Origin of the sequence: Paraburkholderia phenoliruptrix (assembly GCF_019511605.1) — a bacterium.
GTDB lineage: Bacteria > Pseudomonadota > Gammaproteobacteria > Burkholderiales > Burkholderiaceae > Paraburkholderia > Paraburkholderia phenoliruptrix_A.
Genome location: NZ_JAEUAV010000001.1, coordinates 565,292 through 587,001 on the forward strand (window position 1 = coordinate 565,292; position 21,710 = coordinate 587,001).

Consider the following 21,710-nt stretch of genomic DNA (forward strand, 5'->3'; position numbering starts at 1 on the left):
CGCTATTTGCTGACTGGGTCCGCCACTTCTGCGGCACGCAGCGCTTCGTGCAAGGTGCCGAAAATACAGCTTGTGCCGACAATCGGCGTAATGCCGTGTCGGTCCATGTCGGCGCGCAGATAGCGGTTCACGCGCGCGAAAATGACCTTGATGCCGCTGCGTTGCAACAGGCGGCACAACTCGCCGACGGAGCGCGCCGCCGAATAATCGAGGTCCGTAATCGCGCTTGCGTCGATCACGAACCAGCGCACCTTGCTTGGCGCGTGCTCGATCAGGTTGCGCGTATCGTCGACGAAAAAATGGTCGTTTGCATAGAACAGGTCCGCCCCGAAGCGATACACGATGAGCCCCGGCGCGGTCTGCGTGCCGGCAACGGCGGGCACCGGCACCCACATGCCGTCGTCGCCCGGCGCGAGAATCATCGTATGCGGGCGGTAGCTGTGGCGCACGTGCCGCAGCAGCGACACGGCCACCGCAATCAGAATGCCGTGCTCTACGCCGATCAGCACCACGGCTGCGGCAGTGAATACAGCGAGTGCGAATTCGCCCGGACTTTCGCGGCGAATTGCAAACAGCGTCTTCAGGTCGACGAGGCCCACGGCAATCGTGAATACGATGCTCGCCAGAATGCAGCGCGGCAGATGCTGCAGAAAGCGGCTGAAAAACAGCAGCACGACAACCACCACCAGCGCGAACACAATCTGCGCGAACTGGCTGCGCGTGCCGGCGCGGTCGGCCATTGCCGTCTGCGTCGGACTGCCGTTCACCACAAAGGCTCCGGAAAACGCGGCTGCGGCGTTGGCCGCCGCAATGCCCAGCAAATCCCGATTGGTGTCGGCCGCTTCATGATGCCGCTCGGCGAATACGCGGCTCGCGGCGGCGCTCTGTGCGACGATCATCACGAAACACGAGGCGGCAACCGGCACGAGATCGAGAAACTGTTGCCACGTAACCGAAGGCACGCGCAGCGCGGGCAGCCCGCCCGCCACCGGACCCAGCACGGCAATGCCATGCGAGGCCCAACCGTACATGTCGCTCGCAGCGATTCCCGCCACGACGGCAATCAACGGCACCGGCAGGCGCGGCAAGACGCGTTTGCAAAACAGCACGGCGGCCACGACGAGAACGGAAACGAGCAGCGTCGGCACATTTACTTGTGCGGCCTCGCGCACCACAAGAAGCAGTTGGTCGGTGCTGCGCGCCGCATGACCGGGTAGCCCGAGCATATCGCCCAGCATCGCGATACCGACCTGCACCCCGACTCCTGCGAGAAAGCCCACCAGCACCGTGCGCGACAGGAAGTCGGCGAGAAAGCCCAGTTTGAAAATACGCGCGACGAGCAGCAGCACGGCGGTCAGCAACGCGACCATTGCGGCAAGCGACGCATAATCGGCGCTCGAAATGCTTGCCATGCTCGACACACGGCTCGCGAAGATGGTGGCGGTGGCGGAATCGGCGGCGACCACGAGGTGCCGCGACGCGCCGAACAACGCGAATGCGAGAAGCGGCAGAAAGACGGTGTAAAGGCCCGTAACGGCAGGCATGCCGGCAATGCGGGCGTAACCGAGCACCTGAGGAATGTCCATCGCCGCGAGCTGTACACCCGCCAGCGCGTCGCGCCATGCAGCGGCGCGGCTCAACGGCAGCACGCCCTTGAGCACACCGGCGCACACCGTCATCTTGAGCAGGTCCGCCCGCACCGTCCAATTCGCCAGAAAGTCTCGCATACGCGATGCCGCTTCAAACCCAGGTTATTGCGCATCGTGCCGTGACACGGCACATCAACGCAAGACCTGCGGCCCCGCACGGCGATGCGGGAAGGCAACTGCCGGCTCCATTCGGCTGCCGGCTGTGCGCGAAATTGCGACGTTGAAGATCAACGCTTGAAGTGACCTGTCTGCGGATCGACATGCCGCGCGAAACCGAAGAGCGCCGCAATGCAGATCGGACAGGCGATGAAGAAAACGGCCAACATCCCGCACCCCGTAACCATTTGTTGTTACTGGCAAGTCTACGCCATAAGAAGGTGAATTGAATGAGGGAAAACCGCAAAGCACTGTTGCTGCTTATTACACCATCGTCAGGCAGCGGCGCGTTTGAGGCGCTGAAATAGCGGGTAAGCGCGATGAGCCGGCGGCAAGATGCGGGCAGCAAACGCGTGTTCGAACGCGCAAACGTTGGCGGGCCGTTTTGCTTCAGAGCTGCCACCTCCTGGTGCAAGGCACGGTCTCGCGTCGCATGCGTCGAGCGCCTGGTCGACCAAGCCTCGCGCTTGTCGCGCACAGTGCTACACAGCGAATGCACCGCTGTCGTACGCCTCGCAATAGCTTTTCCAGTCCGCCGCGACTTGCGCCGCGCACTGCGTCGCCCGTTCAATCAACGGTGCCTGCCAGTCCGCGCGATTGCCGAACGCAATCATCTCGTCCGCAATCGACGAGCTCTGTCGGCCGCCGCTGCGCAAATGCGCCCAGGCACTCAACTCCGCCATACTGCCCACCACGCCTTCGAGCCGCGGCAACTTGCCGTTCCAGTCGCGCAAGGCGACGCGGTCTTCCGACGGCTGCAGGCTGCGCAGCACATACGAGCGCTCATTGAAGTCCACCGCGTGCAAGAACGCCTGCGAAACCGCCTGATTACGCCGCTGGATTTCGACCACACGCTCGGCCTCGCTACGCCATGCCGGTTGCGGCGTGCGCAGATGCGGCACGAGCGAAGAAGGCAGCGCTTCCTTCAGGTCGATCAGATAGTTGCCGTCCGGCGAGCCTTTGCCTTCCACCAGAATCACATAACGGTCTACGCCAAGACTTCCTGTACCCGCAATGCGGCGCGCGACATCGAGCACGCGGTAAAAGTCCGGATCGCTTTCGCCGGCCGCAAACCGCTGCATGAAGAACGTGACCGCCGCGCGCCGTTCATCGCTTACGGGCAGTGCTTTTTTGCCGTCCACTTTGAGCTTGCGCGTTTTGCCTTTCAGGACGGTGCGGCGCTCGAGGTGTGCGACGCGCGTGCGGCTCGCCAATGCATCGAACAGGTCGCGCACCATACCCGAAGACGTCTCGCGCTCGACCCAACGCGCCTTACCGTAGGCAAGCGCCGCGCCATACGAGTGCGCGGCTGTATGACAGAGCGCGAGCGCCTGCGCGCGGCTCAGCTGGAGATCGGCCGCGCCGACCAGCACGCTGGTCAGCAAACGCACCAGTTCGTACAGATTGGGCGCGAGGCACGCTTCGTCGAAATCGTTGTTGTCGAAATAGACAAGGCCGTTGTCCGCCTTGTAGCTGCCGAAGTTCTCCAGATGCATGTCGCCGCAGATCCACACGGGCGGCGCGGCGTCGAACAGCGGATCTTGCGGCAGGCGCTCGTAGAACAGATGACAGGTGCCGCGCAGGAACACGAAAGGCGAGGTGCGCATCGCGTTGTACTTCATGGTCAGCCGTTCGGGATCGCGGCCTGCGTTAAAGCGTGCGATGGTCTGTGCGATGTCGGTCATGTAGGTTCCTTGCAGACGACATGGTGCGCCGTCGCGCCGGGAAAAATGTGGCACGCCGGCGCCGTTAGGCGATTGGGGGCGCGCCGAACTTCTTGCGATACGCCCCTGGGCTCGTGAGCGCAATGCGCCTGAAATGACGACGCAGCGACTCTTCGGAGCCGAAGCCCGCGAGTGCCGCGACGCGTGCCATCGGCAACGGTTTGGGCGTCTCCAGCAACTCGCGCGCCACGGCCACGCGCTCGCGCACCAGCCACTCGTACGGCGCCATGCCTGTGGCGTCATGAAATTGCCGCTGCAATGTGCGCGGACTCATAGCCGCCCGTTCGGCCAGCGAGCGCAGCGTGTGCGGCAGTGCCGGGTGAGCGCGCACCCAGTCCATCAGGCGCGCGAGGCGCCCGCTTTCGTCTTGCGGCATGGGACGCGGCACGAATTGCGCCTGACCGCCTTCGCGATGCGGCGGCACCACGAGGCGCTGCGCGACGCGGTTGGCGACGGCGCTGCCATGATCGCGCCGCACCAGATGCAGCAGCATGTCGAGCCCCGCAGCCGATCCGGCCGACGTGATGATCTGCTGCTCGTCGACATAGAGCGCGTCGGGCTGCACTCGCAGATGCGGATAGCGCTCCTGCAACTTCGCGGCGTAACGCCAGTGCGTGGTGACCGTCTTGCCGTCAAGCACGCCCGCAGCCGCGAGCACGAACACGCCCGAACAGATCGAGCAAAGGCGCGCACCGCGCTTGTACGCGGCGCGGATTTTCTTCAGCAGCGGCTCGGGCGGTAGTCCGTCCGCATCGCGCCAGCCGGGTATCACGATGGTATCGGCGCGATCGAGCAGTCTGAGCGTGTACGGCGCTGCAATCGTAATGCCGCCCGCCGCGCGAATCGGCCCCGACTCTGCCGCGCAGACGGCGAAGCGATACCAGTTCACGCCGAGTTCGGGCCGTTCGAGCGCGAACACTTCGGTCACACAGCCGAATTCGAAAGTGCAAAGCCGGTCATAAGCCAGCGCGACGACAAGATGATTGTGCATGGCGTGATGTTACCGGAGATTGACGATTGCGCCACTTACCCGTTGCAGGCCGAGGCAACACAATGGGGTGTCTTGATTGCAAAGCAGCCGGCGCGCAAAGCAGTCGCCACACTTTACTCACACGCCTTCAAGGAAAACTCATCATGTCGGGGTTCAACGCCATCGATACCATCGGCAACGTCGATCCGGGCCGCAGCACCAACGCAGTGACGGCCGTGCCCGCCGCGCCGAGCGCCGCGGCTGTTGCGCATTTCGAGTCCATGTTTGCATTCGAAACGGATTGCGCCGACGTATTCGCCGCGCTGCAAAGCGGCACGCCGGGCTTTGTGCTGCTGGACGTGCGCAGCCCCGCGCTCTTCGCAGCGGGGCACGTGCCTCACGCGGTGAACCTGCCGCATGGCAAGATCGTCGCGTCAAAGCTCGCCGGCTATCCGGACGACACGCTCTTCGTCACCTATTGCGCGGGTCCGCATTGCAACGGCGCCGCCCGCGGCGCGCTACGGCTTGCGCGGCTCGGACGCCCCGTCAAGCTGATGGCCGGCGGCGTCACCGGCTGGCTCGACGAGGGCTATGCGCTCACCTCCGCTGATTCGGAAGAAGACCGCTAGCCGGTCTCGCATGGCCGCGCGTCTTCAGGGTCGACCAACTTTTTTGTCAGGTCTGAGCCAACCATCGCGATATGGAATGTGGGCAGCCGTACATAGCGACGCTGCGCAGGTATGCTAACTGCTCCATTGCGGCAGTAGACCGCAATGGGTCACAACCTGTCGCGAACGGATCACGGAGAACACGCCATGCGCCTTGATGATGAAATGGAAAGCCAGAACGTCGAAGACCGGCGCGGCGGTGGAATGCGCGTGGGCGGCGGCATCGGCCTTGGAACGATCGTCATCGCGCTGGCCGCGTCGTACTTCTTCGGCATTAATCCGATGACCATTATCAACGGTGCGCAAGTGCTGCAAGGCAATGCGCCGCAGGCCAACGCGCCGACCAACGCGCGTCCCGCCGACGACGCAGGCAGCCACTTCGTGCGCCGCGTGCTCGGCAACACGGAACGGACCTGGCAGCACATTTTTCGCACGCAGTTCAATCAGGACTATCCGGCGCCCAAGCTCGTGCTGTTTAGCGACGCCACCTCGACCGCCTGCGGCACCGGCCAGTCAGCGATGGGCCCGTTCTACTGTCCGCCCGACCGCACCGTTTATATCGACCTGTCGTTTTACCGCGAGCTGCGCGAGCGTTTCGGCGCGGGTGGCGACTTCGCGCAAGCCTATGTGATCGCCCACGAGGTGGGACATCACATCCAGAACGTGCTCGGCATCTCGGACAAGTACGAAGCCGCGCGTGCGCGCGTCTCGCAGGCGCGCGGCAATGCGTTGTCCGTGCGCCTCGAATTGCAGGCCGACTGTTTCGCCGGCGTGTGGGCCGCAGTCGCGCAACAGATGAACGCAAAGCTCATGGAACCGGGCGACTTCGAGCAAGGGCTCAATGCAGCCGGCGCGATCGGCGACGACCGGTTGCAGCGGCAATCGCAAGGACGCGTGGTGCCGGAGGCATTCACGCATGGCACGAGCGAGCAGCGTCAGCGCTGGCTCAAGCGCGGCATGACCACGGGCGACGTTCGCCAGTGCGATACGTTCTCTGCGCAGTCGCTTTGAGCTTCGCGGCTCGCCGACTCGCAGAACGAGCACCCTCGGACAATCACTACCCACAAAAACCTAACATTACATTCAACTTTCAGCTATAAAGGCGAGACATGCGGTGAACAGCCTTGTCTCGCTGCATGCCTCAGCCCGCCGGCCTTGTCGGCGGGCTTTTTTTGACTTTTTGCATCAGTCGCACGCACTCCTTCATTTCCCTTTCATATCAGGAAAGTTGTCAGCAAACGTCGGGTTTCTTTCGCTTGACTTACTTAATATATCACATACTGTATCGATTCGACCACCGACTTCAACACGCATCGAAGACGTCCAAAGGTCGTTGCAAAGCGTCATCGCTTCGCAATCACAAGACAAGGCATGTCAAAGGAGACAGTGATGGAAACGGATCGTCAGGAAGGAGCGTCGTGGGTAGCGTCACCGTGGGTGCAACTCGTGTTCGGCGTCATCTGCATGGCAATGATTGCCAACATGCAGTACGGCTGGACATTGTTCGTCAATCCGATCAACGAAAAGTACCAATGGGGGCGTGCGGCCATTCAGGTCGCGTTCACGATCTTCGTGGTGACCGAAACGTGGCTTGTGCCCGTTGAAGGTTATCTCGTCGACAAGTACGGGCCGCGTCCGGTGGTGGTCGGCGGCGGCCTGTTGTGTGCGCTAGCGTGGGCGCTCAACTCGGTCGCGTCGTCGCTGCCGCTGCTTTACGTCGCGGCGGCCATTGGCGGCGTCGGCGCGGGCGCGGTCTACGGCACCTGCGTGGGCAACGCGCTCAAGTGGTTTCCCACCCGTCGCGGCCTCGCAGCGGGGATCACGGCAGCCGGCTTCGGCGCGGGATCGGCGGCTACCGTCATTCCGATTTCGAACATGATCAAGAGCAGCGGCTACGAAGCGACCTTCCTGTGGTTCGGCCTCGGTCAGGGGCTAATTGTGATCGTGCTGGGACTTGCTCTGCTTGCGCCGCCCGCCAGCCTGCTCGCCACCGCGAAGAGCGCCGTGCGTCGCGTGGTGTACAACGCGACGCCGCGCGAAGTGGTCAGCTCGCCGGTGTTCTGGGTGATGTATCTGATGTTCGTGATGATGGCTGCCGGCGGTTTGATGGCGACCGCGCAACTCGGGCCCATCGCCAAAGACTTCGGCTTGCACGAATCGCCCGTTTCGTTGCTCGGCCTGACCTTGCCGGCGCTTACCTTCGCACTGACCATCGACCGTGTGCTGAACGGTTTGACGCGGCCGTTTTTCGGCTGGATCTCGGATCGCATCGGCCGCGAAAACACGATGTTTCTTGCCTTCGCGATCGAGGCAATCGGCATTCTGGCGTTGTCGAAATACGGCCATAGTCCAGTGGCGTTCGTCGTGCTGACCGGCATCGTGTTCTTCGCATGGGGCGAAATCTACAGCCTGTTTCCGGCGACCTGCGGCGACACCTACGGGCCGAAGTTCGCGGCTACCAATGCAGGTTTGCTCTACACGGCAAAAGGCACGGCCGCGCTGCTTGTTCCGTTCACGAGCATCATTACGGCGGCAACCGGCAGCTGGCACGCGGTGTTCATGCTCGCGTCGGGTATGGCGGCCGCGGCCGCCCTGCTCGCGCTCTTCGTGCTCAAGCCGATGCGCCGCGCCCATGCCGCGCGTCACGCGAGCCCGGTCAGCGAAAGCCCTTATAGCAGCCCGATTATCAGCGAATCGGCGCGCGTTTCTGTCGACGGAGGTTGATGAATGTGAGCCAGCGGGCGGCAGCGGCGATGGCAGGCAACTGCGCGCCTGCTGTCGCGCGGATTGGTGATTCGCGACTGGTGATTCGCGACTGGTGATTCGCGCCTGCGGACGGCGACGTAGATCGACCGCTAACATGTTGAAAATCAATTAAATAAACGCGCTGAAGTGTCGATAACAAGTTCAGCCGCATTTCCCTCGCGGTTGGACTTCACATGCAGAGCTCATACAATCCCTGGCTGGTCGTCATGTCGTTTTTAGTGGCGACCCTTGCGTCGTACACGGCACTCGATCTGACCGGCCGCATCTTCGTGCTGGCGTCGCCACGATTGCGGCAGGTCTGGCGTATGGGCGGCGCAGCAGCGTTGGGCATTGGCATCTGGTCGATGCATTTCGTGGCCATGCTCGCGTTTTCGCTGCCCATTCCGCTGGGCTACGATTTCGCGGACACAGCATATTCGCTCGCGCTTGCCATCGGCGCATCGTATCTGGCGCTCTGTCTGACCACACACGCACGGTTGACGGCCACACGCCTTGTGGCCGGCGGCGCTTTCATGGGTCTCGGCATTGCGGGCATGCACTACAGCGGCATGGCCGCGTTGCGCATGTCGCCTGGCATCAGCTATCAGCCAATGTGGTTCGCGGTCTCGCTCGCGATTGCGATTGCCGCCGCCACTGCCGCGTTGTGGATGGCGCGCTCGCTCAGCAACGACGACGCCCGGCATGTGCTGAAAAAGCGCTTGGGCGCAGCGCTCGTGATGGCGGTTGCAATCAGCGGCATGCATTACGCCGGCATGGCCGCGGCTGAGTTCGCCCCTGGCGCGATCTGCGGCGCGGCGGCCGGTGTGCATGCCGGGTGGCTCGCGACCTCTGTGATTCTCTTCACACTTGCGATTCTCAGCATCACGCTGCTGCTGTCGCGTTTCGACGCGCGCACCAGTTTCCTCGTGGGCGCCGTGTCGAAGCTCAACGGGCAGATTGTGCGGCTTGCCACGCTCGACACGCTGACCGGACTACCGAACCGCGCCACGCTGACCGAGCGTATCGAGCACGCGATTCATGCAGGGCGTCGCCAGCGGTCGCTCTTCGCGGTCCTCTTCATGGACATTGACGGCTTCAAGACGATCAACGACTCACTCGGTCATTCGGCCGGCGACCAGGTGCTCTCCGCGTTCGCGCAACGTCTGTTGCAATGCGTGCGCGCGGGCGACACGGTGGCGCGCCTCGGCGGCGACGAATTCGTGGTGCTCGCGGAGCAACTCGCATCGCGCAATGACGCAGGAGCACTCGCGGAAGGCGTGCTTGAACGTATGCGGCGCGACACGTGGGCCGATTCGCAGCCTTTGCAGGTCATGCCGAGCATAGGCATCGCCGTGTTTCCCGAAGACGGCGACACGGTTGAAACGCTGCTCAAGCACGCGGACGCCGCGATGTACGAAGCGAAGCGAGCGGGCCGCAGCACGTACCGCTTTTTCGAGCGGCGCATGAACGAAGCGGCGGTGCGCACACTGCAGATTCAGAACGCGTTGCGCGAGGCGCTTGCCGAGCAACATTTCACGCTGCATTTCCAGCCGAAATTTCATGGCAAAAGCGAGTCGCTCGCGGGAGCGGAGGCGTTGATCCGTTTGCACCATCCGCAACTGGGCACGCTTGCGCCACTCGAATTCATTCCGATTGCCGAGCGTTCTGGACAGATCGTGCAGATCGGCTACTGGGTATTGCGCGAGGCGTGCCGGCAGATTCGTCGCTGGACTGCGCAGGGTCTGCCGGCGATCAAGGTGGCGATCAACCTGTCGCCGCGCCAGTTGTTGCAGGCCGATCTCGTGCCGACCATGCTCGAGATCGTGCACGACGAGGGCGTGAGCTGCGAACAGATCATGTTCGAGATTACCGAAACCGTGGCCATGCAGGACGCGGCGAGAACCATCGAGATGCTGCGCGAATTCCACGCGAGCGGCTTTGAAGTTGCCATTGACGATTTCGGCACCGGCTATTCGAGCCTCGCGTATCTGCAACGATTCCGCGTGAAGCAGTTGAAGATCGACCGCTTCTTCACCAACGGTCTGGACGCGCACGGACCGGAAGGCAGCGCGATTGTTTCGGCGATCATCGGGCTCGCGCACTCGCTCGAAATGGATGTGGTTGCCGAAGGCGTGGAGACCGAATCGCAACTTCATATGCTGAAGGCCATGCGCTGCGACGAGATGCAAGGCTTCCTGCTTGGCAAGCCGCTCACCGCGGAGGCCTTCGGCGATTTGCTGCGAGAACGGACCGCGACTGCAGACGCCTGCTGACTGTTTGCGCACGCACGGCGCCACGATGCGGGAAGAACCGCATCGCATAGCATGCGCGACGCGCCGGGCACGTGCGCGTCACGCGCTTGCGCAAACGTTGTCGCGCGGCCGTCCGCTCGAACAATAAACAATAAAAGCTGCACAGGTGTTGGAGACTTTATGAAATTCGACGTAGCAACGTTTACCTCGTTGTGGCTGATCACGTTTCTGTGCTGCGCACTCATCGCCACGGTGCTTGCGCGAATGTTCGCGCAAGTCGGCGCATTCCGCTTGTGGGCAGCAGCTTTCTATCTGGTCGCCGCGGCGGCGGCATGCTTCGCGCTGCATCTGACATGGCAGACCAACATCCTTCTTTTTGCAACCGCGACGCTCGCACTGCAAAGCCGCATTCTGATATGGTTCGGCACGCGCTCATTGTTCGGCATCCGAATCAAATGGCGCGGTGCGCTCATCGTGATGGGCCTATTTTGCGTGATGTACGGCGGCGCGCTGCTCCTGCAGCTTCCCATGCTCGCACGCGCCGCGCTGCTCGCGCTGTTTTTTGCGCCGTACCGCGCAGCCACGCTATATGAGGTCTGCCGCCGACGCCGTCCGCACCTGGGCCTTGCCCGCACCGTTGCCGTGATCGGCGCCGGCATCGCTACGCTGAGCGCGATTGTGCCGCTTACGCTGGTGCTGCTCGACCGCGCGAATCTTGCGCTTCTGATCGGCAACCCGCAGACCACGTCCGCGGTTTACGCGGTGGTGTTCGCAGGCGACGTGCTGCTCGCGAGCGGGCTGATCGTGCTGGCATTCAAGCTGCTGATTCTCGAACGCGACATGCTCGCGACGCTGGACCGCAGCGCGAGCGAACGCCTCGCCCTTTCGTGGAAGACGCGGGCCGACGCGGGCCAGGCAGCAGATCGCGACACGCTCTCGGGCCACGGCGAACCCGGACAAAGCCGGTCGCTGTCGGGCATGGTATGAGCCTGGCGGGCGGCCGCGTTCGCTTGCGCTGCCGCGCGCCGCGGGTGCAGTTTGCATGCGCTGCGGCGCGGCTGGGCTGTCGTTTGGCTGCTGGTGGCGTTGGCCGCTAGTGGCGTTGGCCGCTGCTAGCGTTGGCTGCTGCTGGCGTTGGCCGCTGCTTGCGTTGGCCGCTGCTTGCGTTGGCCGCTGCTTGCGTTGGCCGCTGCTTGCGTTGGCTCCGCCCGCCGACGCAGGCATCGCCGCCTCACGCCGGCCCCTCCGCTCAGGCGCTCTTCCACTCAGCGAGACGCTCCACTAACGTTTCGCTTGCGCGTGTCATCGGCAGACGAAGTTCGTCGCGTATCAGACCTTGCTGCGCGAGCCACGCTTTCACCGGCGCAGGGTTCGGCTCGGCGAACAATGCGTGGATCAGCGGCACCAGCGCCTGAAAAATGCGCCGCGCTTCGTTCAGCGCGCCCGCCGCGAGCGCGCGATAGAGCGCCACGAACTGTTCCGTACGCACGTGAGCAGAAGCTGCAATCGCGCCACTGCCGCCAAGGCAAAGCGTGTTGAACATCTGCACGTCTTCGCCTGCGAGCACCTGCAAGCGGCCGTCGCGAATCAGCGCGAGCGTGGTGTCGAGCGAACCGGCGCAATCTTTTATCGCCTGAATCCGCGGATGCGCCGCCAGCGTGAGCAGCGTATCGAGCTCGAGCCGCACGCCGGTGCGGTATGGAATGTCATACAGCACGACCGGTTTTTCGCTGGCATCGGCAAGCGCCGTGAAATGACTGACTATGCCGGCCTGCGAGGGCCTCACGTAGTACGGCGCGGCCATCAGCACACCGGCAATGGGCAGCGCGTTCAGTTGCTCGATGCGCTTGCGCATGCTGTCCGTGTAGTTGCCCGATACGCCCACCACCACCGGCAACGCGGGCTTGGGCTCCGCGCTTTGGTCGCTCTCTGCCCCGGCCGCCTCGAGAACGGTTGCGAGCACAGCGTCCTGTTCGAGAGCGTCGAGCGCGGCCGGCTCCCCGGTCGTGCCCAACGCGACGATGCCGGCGACACCCGCGTCGGCATAGCGGCGCACGAGCGCGCGCAACGCGGCATGATCGACCGCGCCGTCGGCGAAAGGCGTGATGAGCGGAATCCAGATACCCGAAAAAATAGACATGTCCTTCCTCTTGCTTCGATGAGCGACCGTATCGAATCCGGCAGCGTGCGAAGGACAAAGACAGGAAGGACCGCTGAAGCGCGTGACCCGCTGTTCCGTCGCATCTGACGGAACAGCGTGCTCCGGTCAGATGAGCGGCTGTTTTTTGGCTTTGGCGCCGGACTCCGGGCGGCCGTGCGCGTCGCGCTGCGTAGCGGCGAGCGAAGCGCGCGCACGTGCAGCCGCGCGTTCTGCAAATACAGAACGAGGCGCAGTAGACAAGCAGAGTCGGAAAACGGGGCCGTAGAGCATGAAGCGCAGTGTAACCGCGCCGACTGCCAATTGGCAAAGTGCATCCCGAAATTGCTTGACTTCTGCGGCAGCCGAACTAATATACGCACCGCGTATATCCGGCGCATACATTTCGGCAGGTACCCTCATGAGCGTCCCGCAACAAGCCTTCCTCCGCGACGCCATGCGGCGCCTGAACATGACCCGCGACACGTTCGCGGGCCGCATCGGCGTATCCCGCCGGGCGCTGGATACATGGCTGCTACCCGACGATTCGCAGGAATCGCGCGCCATGCCCGAGATTGTCGAGCGCTTCGTCTCGGAAATCGTCGTGCACGGCGAGCCGGGTGAAAAGTATACGCAGAGCGTAGACTCGCAATCTTTGGCGAGTCAGATGCTGTGGGAAGGCAAGCCGCAGTTGCTGTCCGTCGACCAGTTCTCGCGCGACTCGGTCGAGGCGCTCTTTCGTGTCGCGGACATCATGCAGCCCATCGCGCGCCGCCGCAAAATCTCCCGTGTACTGGAAGGCGCGGTGCTCGGCAATCTGTTTTTCGAGGCCAGCACGCGCACCCGCGTGAGTTTCGGCGCGGCGTTCTGCCGGCTGGGCGGGTCCGTGTGCGACACCACCGGCTTCACGTTTTCGTCTATGGCCAAGGGCGAATCCATCTACGACACGAGCCGCGTGATGAGCGGCTACGTGGATGCGCTGGTGATCCGTCATCCGGAGCAAGGCTCGGTGGCCGAATTCGCACGCGCGACCAACGTGCCGGTGATCAACGGCGGAGACGGCCCCGGCGAACATCCGAGCCAGGCGCTGCTCGACCTGTACACCATTCAGCGCGAGTTTTCGCGGCTCGGCAAGATCGTGGACGGCGCGCACATCGCACTGGTCGGCGATCTGAAATATGGGCGCACGGTGCACTCGCTCGTCAAGCTGCTGGCGCTTTATCGCGGCATCAAGTTCACGCTGATCTCGCCGCCCATGCTCGAAATGCCGGGCTATATCATCGAGCAGATTTCGCGCAACGGCCATGTGATCGAACAGACTCACGACCTGCCCAGCGGCCTGCGCGGCGCCGACGTGGTGTACGCCACGCGCATCCAGAAAGAGCGCTTTACCGACGAATCGTTCGAAGGCTACACGCCCGACTTCCAGATCAATCAGGCACTAGTGGACAGCGTATGCGGCAGCGATACGCTGATCATGCACCCATTGCCGCGCGACAGCCGGCTAGGCGCGAACGATCTGAGCGTGGACCTCAATCACGATTCGCGGCTCGCCATTTTCCGGCAGACCGATAACGGCATTCCCGTGCGAATGGCGATATTCGCCGTGCTGCTCGGCGTCGAAAAACTGGTTCAACATTCGATGCGCGACGCGGCCTGGCGCCCGCCCGCCTATCTCGGTCCGGACGACGCCGTGTTTCATGGCATCGACTGAAGTTTTGCAGTTAGTTCGCTTACCGAAGTAAAAGCCGCAAGCGTCCAGGCCATCGCGCTACCGCCGTTGCATGCGCGCCACGACTATTTGACGTGCACACGCAGGCCCTCACGGCCTGGCGCGATGTCGTCCTTCAGCGTCAGTGCGGGAATTTCGTAGTCGCCGCCGTTTTGCGGACGGAATGCTATGGGCGGCGTTTTCCACAGATTGTCGAGGCGCTCGCCGAGCGCGTCGCGCACCTGCAGGTACTTCTGTTCGTCTATGCGGCTCGTGCGATACACCACGAACGGCGGCAGCACGTCGAAGCCCGGGTAATACAGTATGCCGTGCTGGATCGGGAACAACACGTCGTCGATCGGGCCGTTGATGCCGCGCGCACTGTAGTGCGATTCCCAGCCGCCCGTGGTGACCAGCAGCATCGCACGCTTGCCGGCGAGATTGCCCTCGCCGTAGCGGTCGCCCCAGCGCGCATCGGAGTGCTCGCCCACGCCATACGCGAAACCATAGGCGTAGACGCGCTCCACCCAGCCTTTCATGATGGCGGGCATTGAGAACCACCAGAGCGGAAATTGCAGAATGACCGCATCCGCCCATTTGAGCTTTGCCTGTTCAGCGGCGATGTCCGGACTTTGCAGCCCGTTCTCGAACGCATGCTTCGACGCGCGCGACGGATCGAAGCGCTCACCGGTTGCGGGAGCGAGGCTGTCATGCGCGTCGAGTGCAGCCTTCCAGTTCATTGCATACAGATCGGAAACCTGAACCGTGTGCCCCGCCTCCTGCAGGCGCCTGACGGAGAAATCCTTCAGCGATCCATTCAACGAGCGCGGCTCAGGATGAGCATAAACAATCAGAACGTTCATTTCGGCTTGCCTTCTATCATGTGGGAACGACACCACGATAGGCGCAGCCACGGTATATTGGAAATGAATTGCCAACATGCCAGGTATAAGCGTGCATAATCGCCTACGTAACCTCGACCTGAACCTGCTCGTCACACTCGACGTATTGCTCGCGGAACTCAACGTGACGCGTGCGGCGGAACGTTTGAATTTCTCGCAGCCTGCAGTGAGCGTGCATCTCGCCAGGTTGCGCGAAGTACTGGGCGATCCGCTGCTGCTGCCGGGGCCGCGAGGCATGCGCGCGACGGCACGCGCCGAGGCGCTGCGCGAGCCGCTGCGGCAGGCGCTCGAAGCGTTGGAGCAGGCCGTGGCGCCAGCGCAAGCATTCGACCCCGCAGAGGCCACGCAAACCTGGCGCATTGCCGCGACGGACTACGCGGAGTCCACCATCATTCTTCCGGTGCTGCCGAGGCTGCGCGCGGCAGCGCCTGCCACGCGCCTCGCGGTTGTCGAGGCCGCGCCGCCGCGCCTCGCGAAGCAGGCGGAAAGAGGCGAGATAGACCTCGGCTTTCATACGAGCGAGGGCGCGCCTGCCGGCCTGCGCCGGCGAGTGCTGTTTGCAGAGCGTTATGTGCTGGCGTGCCGGGCGGATCATCCGCGTCTGAAACGGCGGCCTACGTTGGCGCAGTTCTCGAAGTTCGAGCACGTAATCGTGTCGCCGGACGGCGGCGGCTTTACGGGCGTGACGGACGAAGTTCTGGCCAAAGCCGGTCTCACGCGCCGGGTCGTGCTGTCCGTTCCGCACTTTCTCTTCATGATCTCGGCGCTTGCCAGCACCGATCTCGTCGCGATGGTGCCCGCCCGGCTCGTGCGCGACCACCCGGCGCTACGCGTGGTCGAGCCGCCCGTCGAGGTGCCCGGCTATGAAATGGCCATGCTGTGGCATGAGCGCTCGCATCGCGATCCGGCGCACCAGTGGTTGCGCGCGCAGATCGCGGACGCGGTGTGAGGCTTCACGCTGCGCTGATCTGGCGATGGGCGTGAGCCTTTGCATGCTGGCCTGCTCGCGTGTCGGCTTGCGTGTCGGCTTGCGTGCCCGCTTGCGTGCCTCGCACCAGCGTCATGCCTGAGCGTCGGCACGGCCAACCGCGTCCAGTTGCGCAACAATCTCGCCGCTCAACTCCAGCTTCGCCGCCGCGAGATTCTCACGCAAGTGCGCAACCGACGACGTCCCCGGGATCAACAGAATGTTCGGCGCGCGCTGCAGCAGCCAGGCGAGCGCCACTTGCATCGGCGTGGCTCCGAGCGTTTGCGCAATGTCAGTGAGCGCTGAAGACTGGATCGGCGTGAAGCCGCCAAGCGGAAAAAACGGCACGTAGGCAATGCCCTTGCCTGCAAGGTCGTCGATCAGCGCGTCGTCGGCGCGGTGCACGAGGTTGTAATGGTTCTGCACACAGACAATCTTCGTGATGCGCTGCGCCTCGGCAATCTGCGCAGCCGTCGCATTGCTCAGGCCGATGTGGCGAATCAAGCCGCGCTGCTGAAGCTCGGCAAGCGCAGTCACCTGCTCTTCGATGGAGCCTTCGCGAGGCGCATGCACGTCGCCCATCAGCCGCAAGTTGACGACCTCGAGGGCATCGAGGCCAAGGTTGCGCAGGTTGTCGTGGACGCCGCGCTCGAGATCCTCCGGCGCCTGCGCGGGCAGCCACGCGCCGTCGCTGCCGCGCACCGCGCCCAGCTTGGTGACGAGCAAGAGATCGGCGGGGTACGGGTGCAACGCCTCGCGAATCAGCTGGTTGGTGATGTGCGGGCCGTAAAAGTCGCTCGTGTCGATGTGGTTGACGCCTTGCGCCACCGCTTCGCGCAGCACGGCAAGCGCGGCGTCGCGGTCCTTTGGCGGGCCGAACACGCCCGGTCCCGCGAGTTGCATGGCGCCGTAGCCCATGCGCCGCACCGGGCGCCCGGCGAGAGCAAAAGTTTCGGTGATGTGTGGATTCGGCACGTCGTTCTCCTTGCTGTTTGATGGAAACCAGTATGGCCGGGATTGCATCGTTCAATAAAGAGGACTAACGTGCACGGGTTGTTCAAATTTTCGAACAGTGACAACAGCGATGGAATTAAGCGACCTGACGGCTTTCATTTCCGTTGCGCGCGCGGGCGGCTTTCGCGACGCGGCGCGCAGCAGCGGCGTTTCCGCGTCGAGCCTGAGCGTCGCCGTGCGCCGGCTGGAAACCCGGCTCGGTTTGCGCCTGCTGAACCGAACGACGCGCAGCGTGGCGCCGACCGAAGCGGGACTGCGTCTGCTGGAAAAGCTGACTCCGCTCTTCAGCGAAATGGAAGCGGCACTCGACGTGCTCAACGTATTTCGCGAGCAGCCAAGCGGCACGCTCAAACTGAACGTACCGGCGAGCGCCGCGCGCATTGTGCTGCCGGGTATCATCGCGCCGTTTCTGAAGGCCTATCCCGACATTCGCGTCGAGGTGGTCGTCGAGGACGGCTTTGTCGACGTGCTGTCCATAGGCTGCGACGCCGGCATCCGCTACGACGAACGGCTCGAAAAGGACATGATCGCGGTGCCGATCGGCCCGCGCGTGGAGCGTTTTGCGACCGCCGCCGCGCCCGGCTACCTCGACGCTCGCGGACGCCCGCAACATCCGCGCGAGTTGCTCACGCATGCTTGCGTACGGGTTCAGTTCGGCGGCGGCGCGACGCCAATCTGGTACTTCGAGCGCGACGGCGAAGTGGTGCAAGTCGATCCGCCGGGGTCTCTCGTCGTGCGGCCGGGCGCCGCGATGGACTTGCTGATCGAAGCGGCCGTCGCAGGCGTGGGGGTGATCCAGCTGTTCGAAGACATACTTCGCCCGCATCTCGACAGCGGCGCGCTCGAACCGATACTGGAACCGTGGTGGCAACGTTTTTCCGGCCCATTCCTTTACTATCCCGGCCACCGTCACGTGCCCGCGCCGCTGCGCGCGTTCATCGATTTCGTGAAAGAGCGCAACGGATGAACCCGCCAGGCCGCAAATTCGACGCCACGCCGTCGATTTGCGGTGATAATGAACTGCCGTTTTGTGGGCACGCGCACAACTCCGAAACTTCATCCACCGCGCTACTATGAATGAGACACTCGTAAGCCCGCTTCGCAATTTCGCCGATTTTGTTCGCGCCGAACGGGTTCGATTGACAGAGCAATGGATGGACGCGGTTTTCGGCGACGTCGACCTGGTGGAAGCCGACAAGCTCACTTACCAGCAGCTCGCCGACCATCTGCCGGAAATTCTCGAGGGCCTGTGCTCGGCGCTCGATGTCGAAGACCTGGAACGCGTCGAGTCCGACATCGAACGCGACGCGCGCAAGCATGGCATGGTGCGCTGGCGTCAGGGTTACCGAATCGAAGAACTCGTGCGCGAGCTGGATCTTTTCCACCAGGTGCTGGCCGACGCGCTCGACACCTACGCAGCGCGCGACAACGCGTTCACGCCCCGCCACGAAAGACGCGCGCGCCGCATGATTGCGGAAACGCTCAGCATGGTCACGCTCACGTCGATCAGGGAAGTGGTCAGCGAACGTGACCGCAAGATCGACGAATACACCGGGCGGCTCGAGCGCGCCAATCATGAGCTGGAGCTGAAGCAGCGGCTTGTCGGCGAATTGTACGAGTCGCGCATGCACATCACGCGCAGCGTGGTTCACGATTTGCGAAACTTTTTAAATGCGTTTTCGATGGCGCTGCAACTCATTGCTCGCGCGCCGGCGAAGGCCGACACCGCGTTGACGCTCGCCAACCGGCAGGCGGAGGACATGAAAGCGCTCGTCGAGCAAATGGTCGAGTACTCCGTGATACTCGGCGACGGCGCGCCGCTCACGCTCGAGCTGGTCGATCTGCGTGAGCTTTACGAAGAACTCGTGGCGTCGTCGCGGCCCTCGATCGAGGCGAAGGGACTGACGTTGCGCACCGCGTTCGATCCCGCGCTTTCGGCCGTAACGTCGAACCGTTTGAAGCTCAAGCAGATCGCCGTGAATCTGCTTTCCAACGCGATCAAGTACACGCAATCAGGTCAGGTCGAACTGCACTTCGCCGCGGCCGGCCCGGAGCATTGGTCGATCCGCGTGTCGGACACCGGTGTGGGCATTGCGCCGGGGGATGCGGATCGGGTATTCCACGAATTCGAGCGCGCCGCCGACGAGAATATTCCCGGCACAGGGCTAGGACTCGCGATCGTCAAGGAACTGTGCCGGGTGCTGGGCGGACAGATCGACTTCGCGTCGCGCGAGGGCGTGGGCACCAGTTTCACGATTCGCTTTCCGTTGACGCTCGCGGCGGAGCTGTCGTAGCGACCCTGCTACCGTACCGAGCCACTAAGGCTCAGGCGCGGGCATTCACCCATCGCGCTGCCCGCGCCGCCATTGTTGCCAAGGCCGCGCATCACCACGTCGCGGTACGTACCGTCGCGGCGCGCCAGCTCCGCCAGATCCAGCAAGGCGGCGTAGCGCGCCGGGCAATTCGTCGCCCCTGCCAGCGCACGAAGTTCGCGGGATTCGTCGGCATCGGCGGCGAAGCGTTGCACGGCAATTGCCAACGCCGCCGCCACGATAATCGCTACCCATGCGCCTGCTTTGCGAGTGCCGGAGTCCTGCGCTGCGTCGCGAGGACGCCGATCCAGCATCGCAAGCCGTGGTGGGCCGTGTTCTGCGCGGTTTGGCTGAAACTGCGCGGTGTCAGAACGGCAGGCCCGATCGGCACAGCTTGAGCGAGAGCAATGCGTTTCGCGGCTGCCACCGTCGGCGCGATTGGCGGGAGTGAAGCGTATTCTGAATCGCATGATGCTGCTCATCAGGACCAGTGAGCGGGCACATACAGATTGCCGACCCAATGCCCCGGCACCCACACCGCCGGACGCGGCGCTGGCGCGACGTAGACCCGGCGCGGCGCCACGTAGACCACGGGCGGCGGCGCATACACCACGCGCGGCGCCACATAAGCAACCGGCTTCGGCGCCACGACAACAGTCGGCGCGGGCAACGGAGGCGGTACATAAACCACCGGCTTTGGCGCCACCACGACCGGCGGGGGCGGCGGAGGAACATACGCCACCGGCGGCGTGACCACAACGGCAGGTGCCGGCGGCGGGGGCGGCACATAAGCAACCGGTTTCGGCGCCACCACGACCGGCGGCGGCACATACACCGCGGGCTTCGGTGCCACGACGACAGTCGTGCTGCCCGTTGCAACCACGCCAGTACTCACCACTGTTCCGCTCGACGTCACGGTATTGCCGTGCGTGCCGGTCACGCTGCTCGACGTGGTCACTACTCCAGGCGCTACGCGCGTCGCGCTACCCGAGTGCGCGACGGTCCCGCCATCGGCGCCCGTCACCGTGCCGGAGCGCGAGCACGTACCACCGGCGCAATTCGTCGACGCCGAATGATCGATCATGTTGCCGTTAGCGCCCGTCACCGATCCGGACGACGAGTACTGTCCCGGACCCGTCTTCGTCACTTCTCCGGATGTGCTGGCGGTCTTGCCGTCCGGTCCTGTGAGCGTGCCGGTGTGCGAGCAGGTGCCGCCCGCGCAACTGGTGTCGCCCGCGTGCTGCACCGAATTTCCGTAGCGGCCGGTCCCCGTGCCCGAGTTCGAGAACTGGCCGGGCGCATTGCGCGTGAGCGTGCCGGTGTTCGTCGCGAGGCCGCCGTACGGACCGACGACGCCTCTTGCATGTGAACAGCTGCCGCCGCCACACGAACCGACGTGGCCTTCGCTGTAGACGCCGCGCGACGTATAAGCCGTGCCGTGCTGCGACCACGCGAATGCGGACGCGCTGCCGAAGGCCAGCATCGCGGCACCCGCGCCGAGCACGAGCTTGCGCAACGCGCGCTGCGCGCGCAACGAGGTGGCGGCCGGGGAATGGGCACCGGTGGCCGGGACTGCGAACGATGGAGTTTTCACGGTATGTCCTTTCGATTCGGGCCACCTGGTGCGACTGCTGCTGCGCTGCGTGGCGATGAACCGACTATAGGAGGACGCTCCGTAACAATCATCAGCGAAGATATGTCGCGCTGTTTCACCGCGAGAGAAGCTTGCTGGACAAGGCATCGCGGGCCTCCGTGAGGCGCCGTGACATCAATCGACATAATCTGATGCGCGGGGCGCGCGGAGTGTGCATCGCTGCGCGAGCAAAGCGCCCGGCACCACAGCTACGGAAAAACAGCGTCGGAATTCTGTTGACAAGGTCTGCGGCAAAACGGCACACTCGATTCATGTTGACGCACACCTCCATCGCCGTAGCGATTAATCACCCGAAGCGAGCCTTGATCGGCTGGCCTATGGGAGCATGTGCGCGTTAGCAGTCTGAGTCTGTAAAACAAGACCCCCAAGGCCCCGCCGGTAACGGAAGGGGCCTTTCGTTTTGTGGGCGCCTCCGTCAGCCGGCTCATACCGGAGAGCATGATGGATCAGGCAAGCACGCAGTGCATGGACGACGACGCACCTCGTTTTGCGTCCCAGCAAAACGAGCGTCTACCGAAGGTGGTGGTGCATTTCCCAGTCGCGCCCGGCACGACGCTGACCTGGCGCGTGGAGGCGCACAGCACATTGGCGGTGAACGGTGCGCGTCTTTGGCTCACGCGCGTCTGCTCGCCTTACGACTACTGGCTCGTGCCGGGTCAGACGATCAACCTGCAGCGCGGCGAGCGCATCTGGTTGAGCACGGACGGCGAGCGCACCGCGCATGTCTCGCTGACTTATCTGTTGCCCGCGCGAGGCTTTTTCAGGCGTTGCTTGAGCCGGCTCGCGTCTCTGAGCTTGGGACCACCGGCGCCGCGTTAAGCGTTGTCAATCGCAAGGGCATGTAACGGG

The 21,710-nt window shown here is 63.7% G+C and carries 18 protein-coding genes; 10 read left to right on the forward strand and 8 right to left on the reverse strand.

The features are described 5' to 3' along the window. Window positions 1–2: 2 nt before the first annotated feature. From JNB89_RS02425 to ftrA, 3 genes are all read right to left on the reverse strand, one after another. Window positions 3–1,727: a SulP family inorganic anion transporter gene (locus JNB89_RS02425; protein WP_220361113.1), complete on the reverse strand. Its 1,725-nt coding sequence runs from the start codon at window positions 1,725–1,727 to the stop codon at window positions 3–5. 560 nt (window positions 1,728–2,287) lie between these two features. Next, window positions 2,288–3,490 carry a DUF2252 domain-containing protein gene (locus tag JNB89_RS02430; RefSeq protein WP_220361114.1) on the reverse strand — a complete coding sequence of 401 codons (1,203 nt, stop codon included), beginning with the start codon at window positions 3,488–3,490 and terminating at the stop codon, window positions 2,288–2,290. Window positions 3,491–3,554: 64 nt separating this feature from the next. After that, window positions 3,555–4,520 carry a transcriptional regulator FtrA gene (gene ftrA, locus JNB89_RS02435; RefSeq protein ID WP_220361115.1) on the reverse strand — a complete coding sequence of 322 codons (966 nt, stop codon included), beginning with the start codon at window positions 4,518–4,520 and terminating at the stop codon, window positions 3,555–3,557. 143 nt (window positions 4,521–4,663) lie between these two features. Here ftrA and JNB89_RS02440 point away from each other — a divergent pair, with 143 nt between their 5' ends. The 5 genes from JNB89_RS02440 (at window position 4,664) to JNB89_RS02460 (ending at window position 11,151) form a co-directional block, all read left to right on the forward strand. Beyond that, complete coding sequence (locus JNB89_RS02440; RefSeq protein WP_220361116.1) at window positions 4,664–5,128, forward strand: rhodanese-like domain-containing protein; 465 nt, start codon at window positions 4,664–4,666, stop codon at window positions 5,126–5,128. A gap of 186 nt (window positions 5,129–5,314) precedes the next feature. Continuing rightward, entirely contained in the window at window positions 5,315–6,178 is an 864-nt protein-coding gene (gene ypfJ / locus JNB89_RS02445; protein WP_220361117.1) for a KPN_02809 family neutral zinc metallopeptidase, read from the forward strand. A gap of 378 nt (window positions 6,179–6,556) precedes the next feature. Beyond that, a complete protein-coding gene (gene oxlT, locus JNB89_RS02450) occupies window positions 6,557–7,891 on the forward strand; it encodes an oxalate/formate MFS antiporter (RefSeq protein WP_220361118.1) in 1,335 nt (444 codons plus the stop codon). Between the two features lie 191 nt (window positions 7,892–8,082). Continuing rightward, on the forward strand, window positions 8,083–10,185 hold the full coding sequence (locus tag JNB89_RS02455) for a putative bifunctional diguanylate cyclase/phosphodiesterase (RefSeq protein WP_346656187.1): 2,103 nt from the start codon (window positions 8,083–8,085) through the stop codon (window positions 10,183–10,185). A 159-nt stretch (window positions 10,186–10,344) separates the two neighbouring features. Then, window positions 10,345–11,151: a hypothetical protein gene (locus JNB89_RS02460; RefSeq protein WP_220361120.1), complete on the forward strand. Its 807-nt coding sequence runs from the start codon at window positions 10,345–10,347 to the stop codon at window positions 11,149–11,151. Between the two features lie 262 nt (window positions 11,152–11,413). On the opposite strand, the gene dapA is transcribed toward JNB89_RS02460, so the two are convergent. Further along, on the reverse strand, window positions 11,414–12,304 hold the full coding sequence (gene dapA / locus JNB89_RS02465; RefSeq protein ID WP_135891706.1) for a 4-hydroxy-tetrahydrodipicolinate synthase: 891 nt from the start codon (window positions 12,302–12,304) through the stop codon (window positions 11,414–11,416). 418 nt (window positions 12,305–12,722) lie between these two features. Here dapA and JNB89_RS02470 point away from each other — a divergent pair, with 418 nt between their 5' ends. Continuing rightward, a complete protein-coding gene (locus JNB89_RS02470; protein ID WP_135891705.1) occupies window positions 12,723–14,015 on the forward strand; it encodes an aspartate carbamoyltransferase in 1,293 nt (430 codons plus the stop codon). An 83-nt stretch (window positions 14,016–14,098) separates the two neighbouring features. On the opposite strand, the gene JNB89_RS02475 is transcribed toward JNB89_RS02470, so the two are convergent. Then, the gene (locus JNB89_RS02475; RefSeq protein WP_135891704.1) at window positions 14,099–14,875 is read right to left on the reverse strand and encodes an NAD(P)H-dependent oxidoreductase; all 777 of its coding nucleotides are present in this window, start codon (window positions 14,873–14,875) and stop codon (window positions 14,099–14,101) included. 76 nt (window positions 14,876–14,951) lie between these two features. Between JNB89_RS02475 and JNB89_RS02480 the strand changes: the two genes are divergently transcribed. Next, window positions 14,952–15,863, forward strand: coding sequence for a LysR family transcriptional regulator (locus tag JNB89_RS02480; protein WP_135891703.1), 912 nt, complete (start codon window positions 14,952–14,954; stop codon window positions 15,861–15,863). Between the two features lie 111 nt (window positions 15,864–15,974). Here the strand turns inward: JNB89_RS02480 and JNB89_RS02485 are convergent, their stop codons facing one another. After that, entirely contained in the window at window positions 15,975–16,856 is an 882-nt protein-coding gene (locus JNB89_RS02485) for an aldo/keto reductase family oxidoreductase (protein WP_220361121.1), read from the reverse strand. A gap of 109 nt (window positions 16,857–16,965) precedes the next feature. On the opposite strand from JNB89_RS02485, the gene JNB89_RS02490 reads away from it, so the two are divergent. Together JNB89_RS02490 and JNB89_RS02495 are read left to right on the forward strand one after the other, a co-directional pair. Continuing rightward, the gene (locus JNB89_RS02490; protein ID WP_013341608.1) at window positions 16,966–17,862 is read left to right on the forward strand and encodes a LysR family transcriptional regulator; all 897 of its coding nucleotides are present in this window, start codon (window positions 16,966–16,968) and stop codon (window positions 17,860–17,862) included. A gap of 106 nt (window positions 17,863–17,968) precedes the next feature. After that, window positions 17,969–19,189, forward strand: a complete 1,221-nt coding sequence (locus JNB89_RS02495) for a sensor histidine kinase (protein ID WP_135891701.1) — start codon at window positions 17,969–17,971, stop codon at window positions 19,187–19,189. Between the two features lie 8 nt (window positions 19,190–19,197). On the opposite strand, the gene JNB89_RS02500 is transcribed toward JNB89_RS02495, so the two are convergent. Then, complete coding sequence (locus tag JNB89_RS02500; RefSeq protein ID WP_135891700.1) at window positions 19,198–19,689, reverse strand: hypothetical protein; 492 nt, start codon at window positions 19,687–19,689, stop codon at window positions 19,198–19,200. Further along, window positions 19,689–20,801 carry a hypothetical protein gene (locus tag JNB89_RS02505; RefSeq protein ID WP_135891699.1) on the reverse strand — a complete coding sequence of 371 codons (1,113 nt, stop codon included), beginning with the start codon at window positions 20,799–20,801 and terminating at the stop codon, window positions 19,689–19,691. Before JNB89_RS02505 ends, JNB89_RS02500 begins: the two co-directional genes overlap by 1 nt. Window positions 20,802–21,302: 501 nt before the next feature. Here JNB89_RS02505 and JNB89_RS02510 point away from each other — a divergent pair. Then, the gene (locus tag JNB89_RS02510; protein WP_135892249.1) at window positions 21,303–21,680 is read left to right on the forward strand and encodes a DUF2917 domain-containing protein; all 378 of its coding nucleotides are present in this window, start codon (window positions 21,303–21,305) and stop codon (window positions 21,678–21,680) included. The last annotated feature ends 30 nt before the right edge of the window (window positions 21,681–21,710 follow it).

What these genes read in the sequence shown, in the direction of transcription:
- JNB89_RS02500 (WP_135891700.1), bottom strand. Translation starts at nt 19,689, where the DNA reads ATGAGCAGCATCATGCGATTCAGAATACGCTTCACTCCCGCCAATCGC.
- dapA (WP_135891706.1), bottom strand. Translation starts at nt 12,304, where the DNA reads ATGTCTATTTTTTCGGGTATCTGGATTCCGCTCATCACGCCTTTCGCC.
- JNB89_RS02475 (WP_135891704.1), bottom strand. Translation starts at nt 14,875, where the DNA reads ATGAACGTTCTGATTGTTTATGCTCATCCTGAGCCGCGCTCGTTGAAT.
- JNB89_RS02490 (WP_013341608.1), top strand. Translation starts at nt 16,966, where the DNA reads ATGGAATTAAGCGACCTGACGGCTTTCATTTCCGTTGCGCGCGCGGGC.
- ftrA (WP_220361115.1), bottom strand. Translation starts at nt 4,520, where the DNA reads ATGCACAATCATCTTGTCGTCGCGCTGGCTTATGACCGGCTTTGCACT.
- JNB89_RS02430 (WP_220361114.1), bottom strand. Translation starts at nt 3,490, where the DNA reads ATGACCGACATCGCACAGACCATCGCACGCTTTAACGCAGGCCGCGAT.
- JNB89_RS02480 (WP_135891703.1), top strand. Translation starts at nt 14,952, where the DNA reads ATGCCAGGTATAAGCGTGCATAATCGCCTACGTAACCTCGACCTGAAC.
- JNB89_RS02470 (WP_135891705.1), top strand. Translation starts at nt 12,723, where the DNA reads ATGAGCGTCCCGCAACAAGCCTTCCTCCGCGACGCCATGCGGCGCCTG.
- JNB89_RS02510 (WP_135892249.1), top strand. Translation starts at nt 21,303, where the DNA reads ATGGATCAGGCAAGCACGCAGTGCATGGACGACGACGCACCTCGTTTT.
- oxlT (WP_220361118.1), top strand. Translation starts at nt 6,557, where the DNA reads ATGGAAACGGATCGTCAGGAAGGAGCGTCGTGGGTAGCGTCACCGTGG.
- JNB89_RS02460 (WP_220361120.1), top strand. Translation starts at nt 10,345, where the DNA reads ATGAAATTCGACGTAGCAACGTTTACCTCGTTGTGGCTGATCACGTTT.
- JNB89_RS02425 (WP_220361113.1), bottom strand. Translation starts at nt 1,727, where the DNA reads ATGCGAGACTTTCTGGCGAATTGGACGGTGCGGGCGGACCTGCTCAAG.
- ypfJ (WP_220361117.1), top strand. Translation starts at nt 5,315, where the DNA reads ATGCGCCTTGATGATGAAATGGAAAGCCAGAACGTCGAAGACCGGCGC.
- JNB89_RS02495 (WP_135891701.1), top strand. Translation starts at nt 17,969, where the DNA reads ATGAATGAGACACTCGTAAGCCCGCTTCGCAATTTCGCCGATTTTGTT.
- JNB89_RS02440 (WP_220361116.1), top strand. Translation starts at nt 4,664, where the DNA reads ATGTCGGGGTTCAACGCCATCGATACCATCGGCAACGTCGATCCGGGC.